At 66.8% G+C, this 7,083-nt stretch carries 8 protein-coding genes and 2 pseudogenes; 5 read left to right on the top strand and 5 right to left on the bottom strand.

What is annotated here, in order from left to right; translation table 11 throughout:
* The first annotated feature begins 321 nt into the window (after positions 1-321).
* Positions 322-477: a hypothetical protein gene (locus ACWD3H_RS47195; RefSeq protein WP_451959733.1), complete on the top strand. Its 156-nt coding sequence runs from the start codon at positions 322-324 to the stop codon at positions 475-477.
* Positions 478-543: 66 nt separating this feature from the next.
* Here ACWD3H_RS47195 and ACWD3H_RS47200 read toward each other — a convergent pair whose 3' ends face one another.
* Positions 544-1,134 carry a GrpB family protein gene (locus ACWD3H_RS47200; RefSeq protein ID WP_451959734.1) on the bottom strand — a complete coding sequence of 197 codons (591 nt, stop codon included), beginning with the start codon at positions 1,132-1,134 and terminating at the stop codon, positions 544-546.
* A gap of 222 nt (positions 1,135-1,356) precedes the next feature.
* Here ACWD3H_RS47200 and ACWD3H_RS47205 point away from each other — a divergent pair, with 222 nt between their 5' ends.
* The 3 genes from ACWD3H_RS47205 to ACWD3H_RS47215 all read left to right on the top strand — a co-directional run bounded on the left by ACWD3H_RS47205 (position 1,357) and on the right by ACWD3H_RS47215 (position 2,973).
* A complete protein-coding gene (locus tag ACWD3H_RS47205) occupies positions 1,357-1,620 on the top strand; it encodes a NucA/NucB deoxyribonuclease domain-containing protein (RefSeq protein ID WP_451959735.1) in 264 nt (87 codons plus the stop codon).
* 38 nt (positions 1,621-1,658) lie between these two features.
* On the top strand, positions 1,659-2,291 hold the full coding sequence (locus ACWD3H_RS47210) for a hypothetical protein (RefSeq protein ID WP_451959736.1): 633 nt from the start codon (positions 1,659-1,661) through the stop codon (positions 2,289-2,291).
* Between the two features lie 376 nt (positions 2,292-2,667).
* Complete coding sequence (locus ACWD3H_RS47215) at positions 2,668-2,973, top strand: DUF4158 domain-containing protein (RefSeq protein ID WP_451959737.1); 306 nt, start codon at positions 2,668-2,670, stop codon at positions 2,971-2,973.
* 422 nt (positions 2,974-3,395) lie between these two features.
* On the opposite strand, the pseudogene ACWD3H_RS47220 reads toward ACWD3H_RS47215, so the two are convergent.
* Both ACWD3H_RS47220 and ACWD3H_RS47225 read right to left on the bottom strand, forming a co-directional pair.
* A pseudogene (locus tag ACWD3H_RS47220) lies at positions 3,396-3,590 on the bottom strand (IS1380 family transposase); the annotation flags it as partial.
* A gap of 73 nt (positions 3,591-3,663) precedes the next feature.
* Positions 3,664-4,284 (bottom strand): TetR/AcrR family transcriptional regulator, encoded by a 621-nt coding sequence (locus ACWD3H_RS47225; RefSeq protein WP_451959738.1) that lies wholly within the window; start codon positions 4,282-4,284, stop codon positions 3,664-3,666.
* Positions 4,285-4,375: 91 nt separating this feature from the next.
* On the opposite strand from ACWD3H_RS47225, the gene ACWD3H_RS47230 reads away from it, so the two are divergent.
* Positions 4,376-5,335, top strand: a complete 960-nt coding sequence (locus tag ACWD3H_RS47230) for a ketopantoate reductase family protein (protein WP_451959739.1) — start codon at positions 4,376-4,378, stop codon at positions 5,333-5,335.
* Between the two features lie 29 nt (positions 5,336-5,364).
* Here the strand turns inward: ACWD3H_RS47230 and ACWD3H_RS47235 are convergent.
* Positions 5,365-5,622 (bottom strand): annotated as a pseudogene (locus tag ACWD3H_RS47235) (Tn3 family transposase); the annotation flags it as partial.
* A 540-nt stretch (positions 5,623-6,162) separates the two neighbouring features.
* On the bottom strand, positions 6,163-6,606 hold the full coding sequence (locus tag ACWD3H_RS47240; RefSeq protein ID WP_451959740.1) for a recombinase family protein: 444 nt from the start codon (positions 6,604-6,606) through the stop codon (positions 6,163-6,165).
* Positions 6,607-7,083 lie beyond the last annotated feature (477 nt).

The raw sequence follows: 7,083 nt of genomic DNA on the forward strand, positions 1-7,083 counted from the left end.
GCCTGCGATGAGAAGTCCAAGCTCCAGTTCAAGTCGAGACGTCAGCGGGATGAGCTCCCGAGTCGGGAAACTCGGGGTCGTACAGAGTCATTAGGCATCGTCACTTTCGCGCCGATGCGTCCGGGACGAAAAGGGGGAAACGCGATGCCCGCCGAGGCCGCAGAGTCGCCGGATCCGCCGCCTCACGGGTAGCCCTACGTACGCGCCCGCAAGCAGCTACTGGGCCGCTCGTGCGACTGGTATGGCCAGCACGTGCCCTAAGCCGGGCGCGGCCGCCTGGCCACCTACTGCTCGAAGTCGTGTCGCAACCGGGCCTGGGAGGTGCGCAGCGCGGAGGCCCGGCTGCGGCGCGACATCGCCGCCGGCACCGTGCGGACCGAGCCGGTGCGCGAGTTGGTCCGCGAAGCCTTGACCCACGAGCGCACCCAGCGCGCCGCCGCCGAGGCCGCGCTCCGCGGCAAGGGAGCCGCCTCGTGAGCGAGGCGGTCGATCTTCTCGGTGTCAGTGATCGGTGTCGGCGCACCGCATCACGCCCCTGAAGCTCTATCCGGCGTGCGGCACCCAGTTCGTTGCGGTGGCCCAGGGCTCGGCGACCGTGATGACGAGATCGACCACGGGGTCCTTGACGTCGGCGTAGGTACCAATCTCGCTGACGGTGTCTGCGAGGACCATTTTGAAGCGGGCATAGGCGGGGACCGCCTCGGGGTGTGCCCGAAACCAGTCGCGAAACAGCAAAGCGAATCGCTCGTTGGGGGTGCCGAGGATGCGGACATGCAGGTTGATGTCTTCGTCCATGTGCCCGCGCCGTGACCACAGTCTCTTCGTCCAACGTTCCTGGGCATCGTCGCATCCGGCCGGGACGTGGTCATACCGATAGACGGATCGCTGAAATCCCCGGTCGGCCAATGGCTGGTCGAAGTTGTGCTCGGCTTCCTGGAGATCCCGGACGCTGACCTGCAGATCGAAGATCGGCTTGGCTGCCATGCCGGGGATCGCTGTGCTTCCGATGTGCTCGACATGCAGGGCCAGTGGCGAGAGCGCGGAGCGCAGGTCGTTTGCGAGGGCGGTTCCTCGTGCCTGCCAGGCGGGGTCATGGTCGACCACGATGAGAGCGAGCGTCGTGTCTTTGGGCATCTGATCAAGTGTAAGGAACCGGGTCGAGAGTCATCGAACCGCCCCGAACCGTGATCCGTCGGGTGTTGATCTACCCTCGACGGCGGGACCTACAACCGGAGCTTCTTCCAGAACATCGAGTTCATCACGGACCAAGGTACGGCTGACGAGAAACACTGGCCGGACCTTCCCCTGGCTCCCGACGGCACCAGGCCGAAGCCGACGAGTAAACAGCTCATAGGGGTGAACCACTGCAAGTACTACTTCTGGGATGAGTACAAGACGGCGAAGAAATGGGCCTACGGGGTTCCGCAGGCGGGCTGGCTCCAGTGTGACGAGTATCCATTCGCGTCGACGCTGGAAGGCGCCGGCAAGAAGGACGGGAACTACTCCATCCAAGCGATTCCCAAGCAGCACAACCTGGATCATGGGGCCGCTCTCGACAGCTTCTACGCCGACTATCGTGTCGTGCCCGGTAATCAGTTCTGGGTCAAGATCGTGAGCTGATCCGGACAATCTCAGGTTGCCCAGCTGAACGTCTGTGAGTGGAGGCGGTCATCCGCCTCCACTCACAGGCTTGCTCGAACCTCGAAAGGATCTGTCTGTTGAACCTGTCGCGAGCGATGCCCGCGGAGAGCCAGTGGGATCTCCTGGAGGAGGATCTCCTGAACAGCCGCTTCGATGTGGCCTGGATCGACACGGAGGAGATCGATGAAGTCGCGGAGCGTTTCCGGGTGGATCCGGGCTCTGGAGTTCTCTGCGATCTCGATACCGCATTCGACCTGATCGACAATGACGAGCAGGAGACTCTGGTCTGGATCGGGACGCACTCCCCGGGCTGGTCTGTCTCGGTCACCATGAACAGAGGTTTCACGCTGTCCGAAGAAGCGAGCACGGGAGGAAGGGGCATCCTCGCTCACTGGCACATGGCCGGCTTGCATGAGCTTGCCGACGAGGGGATGGTCTACTACCACGACGGAGAGTATGTGGGCAGGGTGGGCGAGGAGGCGTTCCAGGATTACGCGCGGGACCTGGACCTGGATGACGCCGGGTTCCGGGAGCAGGTGGAGCATTACCTCATCCTGGCGGGGCGGATCACGGGCCGGTTCCTCGACCGGGACTGGTTCGCGACGTCACGCGTCCTCTACCGCGTCCCCCGCGACGCCTGGCCGCGCTGAGCGAGCCTGCCTTCGCGCATCGCTGAAGAAGTGCGGGCCGCGACGATCGCCCGCCGCCCGCACCCCGTACGCGTGCGCGGGCAGAGGTCGGGCCGACCGTGCTGGGTGCGCCACCGGTCTGGGTCGCAGCCGCCCCGGGTGACGGTGGACCCTGGTGGCGACTGCCCGCTGCCCGGCCGTGAGCCGCCAGGGCGGCCCGGCCCGGCGGGCGCTCGGCCTGGATCCGGGGTTGAGGAATCCAGGAACAGCGGTTATCGCTGAGAATGATCATGGTGTTTTGCGGGCCCCGGGCTGGGCGGGGGGTGTGAGGTTTTGGTGTTCATGAAGTTACCTTGGGTGATCTTCCGGAAACGCCGCGCTTCTACGGTTTCCGGCCATGCCAGTGGAGTTTCTGTCTGATGAGCAGGTCGCGGCGTACAGGCTATTCACGGAGATACCGTCACTGTCGGACCTGGAGAAGTTCTTCTTCCTCGACGCGTTCGATCGGGATCTGATCGCGCAGTCGCGTGCGGACTCACACCGTCTAGGGATGGCCGTTCAGATCTGCACGGTCCGTTACAAGGGCCTGTTTCTGGAGGATCCCCTCAACGTGCCATGGCCGGTGGTGGATTACCTGGCCGAGCAGCTCGGGATCGGGGATGCGTCGGTGGTGAAGAAGTACGCGGTACGTCCGCAGACCTGATACGACCACGCGTGGAAGATTCAGGCCGCCTACGGGTTCGTGACCTTCGGTGACCGGGACAGTAGGAGGAGGTCGCGGCCACACACGGGCGGCTGGGCCGGGCCCGCTTCGCTTTCATCGAGCGGCCGAATGTGCTGGTGCTGCGCCACCGCTTCGGTACGGGCGGCTGGGGGGTGCAGCCGTGGCAGGTCGTACGGCAGGACCACCCTGGCCTCTACCCGCCCGGCCTGCCTGCCGCTGAGCGGTTTCCCATCCACGTCTATCTCGCCGATTCTCGGACCGGGCGGGTACTCGCCGTGCAGGCGAACGGGGCCCGATCGCGGACCAGCCGTCCGCTGTCGGGACAGTGCTTCAGCAACTCCTCCGGCTCAACGCCGGCAGCGGCGTCATCCTGCGGGCCGGCCACGTGCTGCTCGATTGCCTCCTGCGACGGGGCCGCGAACTTTCGCGCCCGCGTTCGCGCCGTTGTCGCCCGGCACCGTGAGACGGTCCAGTGACAGGCCCGCAAGCCCAGCGGTGTGAGCGAGCCGCATCACCGGCACCAGGCCCGCGGCCGACACGAGATTCGGGTCATCGAACGCTACCGACACCGCCTGGGGAGCGTGCTTGAATTGCATCTACGGGATGCCTTCCCGACAGTGAAAACGGAACCCTGGACAAGTCCCATTTTCCCTGGTCAGAAAGGTATTCTCACTTCAACTCACCGACACTCTCCTGCTCGTGCTCGCGCTGACCGCCGCCTGAGTGCGACCGGCGCAGCCCGTCCAGCACGAGGGTGATGACACCGTCGGCCTCGGCCCGCCAACCGGGGCGGTCATGGGCCGCACCGATGCCATGCAGTGCCATCATGACGGCACCGGCACCCACGTCGTCGCGGACGGCGCCGTCCTTCACGGCGGCGGCCACCAGGTCGGTGACAGCCTGCTCCAGCGCCCGACTACCCTCGGCGAGCGTACCCGAGCCGGTGGCCATGAGCGTGGCCAGCGTCCGGGCGAGGCCCTGGTGGGCATCCATGTAGCCGACCATGCCACGCAGGAAGGTCGCCAAGGCCTCCTCCGCGGGCAGCGTGGCCTGCAACTGGCGGGCGCGGTCGCACAGCGTGGCGACCTCCTCGTGATAGACCGCCTCGGCCAGCGCCTCCCGTGTGGGGAAGTGGCGGTACAGCGTGCCGGTGCCCACACCGGCCAGGCGGGCGAAATCATCGAAGCGCAGGTCGAAGAAGCCTCCGGCGTCGAAGACCTCCCGGGCCTTGGCGAGCAAGGCCTCGCGGTTGCGCTGGGCGTCGGCACGCAGCGGCTTGGCGGAGTTCATGCGCTACCTCGCGTTGACAAACGGAAACTACCTCCATATTTTTGGGAAGTGGAGATGACCTCCAATTCGATTGTATCCCACGAGGTGCAACTTGAAGATCCTGATGTTCGGCCGAGGCGTGATCGCCACCATGTACGGCTGGGCCCTGGAACGGGCCGGGCATGACGTCGAGTTCTACGTCCGGCCGGGCCGCACGGCGGCGTACGGGGAAGCGATAGACCTCGATCTGCTCGATGCGCGGCGGCGGGTGTGGGGGCAGCGCGTCGTCCAGAAGTGGCCGGTGCGCTACCGCGAGGCGCTGGAGCCGGACCACGACTTCGACCTGATCGTGCTGAGCGTGCCGCACCACCGCCTCGCGGAGGCGACGGCCTTCCTGTCCCCGCGTGTCGGCCAGGCCACGGTGCTGATCTTCGGCAACATCTGGACCGAGCCGCTGGCCGCGATCGGCGCACTCCCTGTCGACCAGATCGCCTGGGGCTTTCCCCAGGCCGGTGGCGGTTTCGGCGCGGACGGCGTGCTCCGTGGGGCGCTGCTGCCGTCGGTCATCTTCGGCACCTTCGGCCAGCCGCCGACCGAACGTGAGCGGGCCGTGCGCCAGGCGTTTCGCGAGGCCGGGCTCCGGCTTAAGGAGCAGCCTGACTTCCGCGGCTGGCTGTGGGTCCATTTCGTGTCGGATGCCGGCCTGTTCTCGCAGGGCCTGCGGCTGGGTTCCTTGTCCAAGCTGGCCGGGGCAACGGGCGACCTGCGCGAGGGGCTGCTGGCTGGCCGCGAACTGCTGCCGCTCCTCAAGGCGCGCGGCGTTGACCTGCGACGTCACCGGGGCGGTGTGCTACCGTTCCGGGCGCCCACCTGGCTGACGGCCCCCGCGCTCGCCTGGCTGCTCGCTCATTTCGCGCCGGCGCGCGTGAATTTTGCGGCGCACTCCGACCCCGAGGCCGAGGAGCCGCGTGAGATCTGCCGAGACACCCTGGCGGAAGCACGCCGGTTGGGGGTCGCGGTACCGCGACTGGAGGCGGCGGAACCGAGCTTCGCCCGCGAGGTGACAGGCTGAGTGAGCGGCTACGAGACTTCCCCCATCTGCCCGATCCCCATCACTTGATCATTGATTGCGTTGAGAAGCGTCAGACCGCGCCTGTAACCAAAATACTTCGGGGAGGGGGCGGCGTTGATCGTCTGGACCGGGACGACGAACCGCAGCCCGTCGACCGAGGCGAGCAGCCCGCCGCCCCACAACCGCACGATCGGCACGCTGCGCTGGGCCTCGATCAGGATCGCGTTCGCGGCGGCGTGCGTCTCGGCCCCCACGTAGTTCTGGTCGACGTGCGACAGGCGATGGCGTGCAGTTCCCAGCCCATCCTGGCCAGGTCGATCAGGTAGAGGTGCCGGGTGGTGTGGATGGAGAAGCGAGACAGGTCAGCGGCCAGCGCAACGTGGCGTACAGTCCCTGGACGCGCAGCTGGACTCCCTCGCCAAAGCCGGGCTCACCCGTATCTTCTCGGAGAAGATCTCCACACGTGCCACCAGGCGCCCTGAGCTGGAGGCCGCCGTCCACGACCTTGGAACAGCGGAACAGCCAATAGCGGAACCGGTGAACAACAAGGCGCTGGCGGCCTCGAAGGTGGTGGCGCGGTGCAGGTCCTTGACCGACGTCATCGCCGCTCGTGCGGCGGACATCGCGTCGCGGGCGCTGAACTCATCGCCGTGTCCGTGGCGCATGTAGCGGGTGACCCAGACCCGGCGCCCGGCAGGGTCGGCCGACGGCTGGAACCTTTCCAGGCGATCGCCCCGGTTGGCCGCGATCACGCGGACGACCCGGACGGCCCACCGCTGACCGTCTTCGATCCCGACGCCGGCGGCGATATCGGCGTACTGCCGCGCTCACGAGACCGCCCGGCCCTCGCGTTGGCCTTCAGACCTACCAGGAGCGCGGCCCAGGACCCGGTAGACGGTGGCACGTCCGATGGAGAACACCTCCATCAACTCGGCGATGGTGTACTCGCCGGTGGCGTGCATCCGCACCAGCTCGGCCTGCTGCCGGGCGGTCGGCTTGGGCCGGCGACCCTTGAGCCTGCCTCGGGAACGGGCGACGGCCATCCCCTCGCGAGTCCGCATCTTGAGCAAGCCGGCCTCGAACTCGGCGAACACCGCCAGCATGTTGAAGAACATCTTCGACATCGGGTCGGCCGGGTCGTAGATGCTCCCACCCAAAGACAGGCGAACACCCCGGGCGACCAGGGCGTCACCGATGTCGCGGGCGTCGGGGACCGAGCGGGCCAGCAGCGTACCGTTTAGCCCCCCATCACCGGACAGTTTGGCGGACAACCTAAATGAGACCGCGTCGCCGCAGGTCGGGTCTCCACGTAAGGAACATCGGGGCCGTCTCGGTGAGCGACCCCTAACGGACACTCCGCAAGCTTGATCATTCTCAGCGATAACCGCTGTTCCCGGATTCCTCAGCCCCGGGTTGCAGCAGCGCTGCGAATTGTTTTACGAGACGCTTGTCGATCTGTTCGATACTGCCCTCGGTCGCGACGGCGCGTGCCAGCCATGGCACCCGTGGTGACAGTTGGACCTGTGAAGGGACCCCGAGAAGTGATCCAGACGCGGTGAGAGCCGGCGGTCCGGTGGTGCTTCGCCCCGAAGCCCGGCGGCCGGGGTGTGCTTTGGTCAGGTGCCGCGCTGGTCAGCCGGAACCGGTCGGTCTGGGAGTGTCGATCCAGCGGGCGGCTGCGTCGAAGGGATCCGTCGGGGTGCTGTTGAACGCGATCGCCGCGTTGGGAGCGTGTCGTCGTACCAGGT

It is taken from the genome of Streptosporangium sp. NPDC002607, assembly GCF_053592655.1.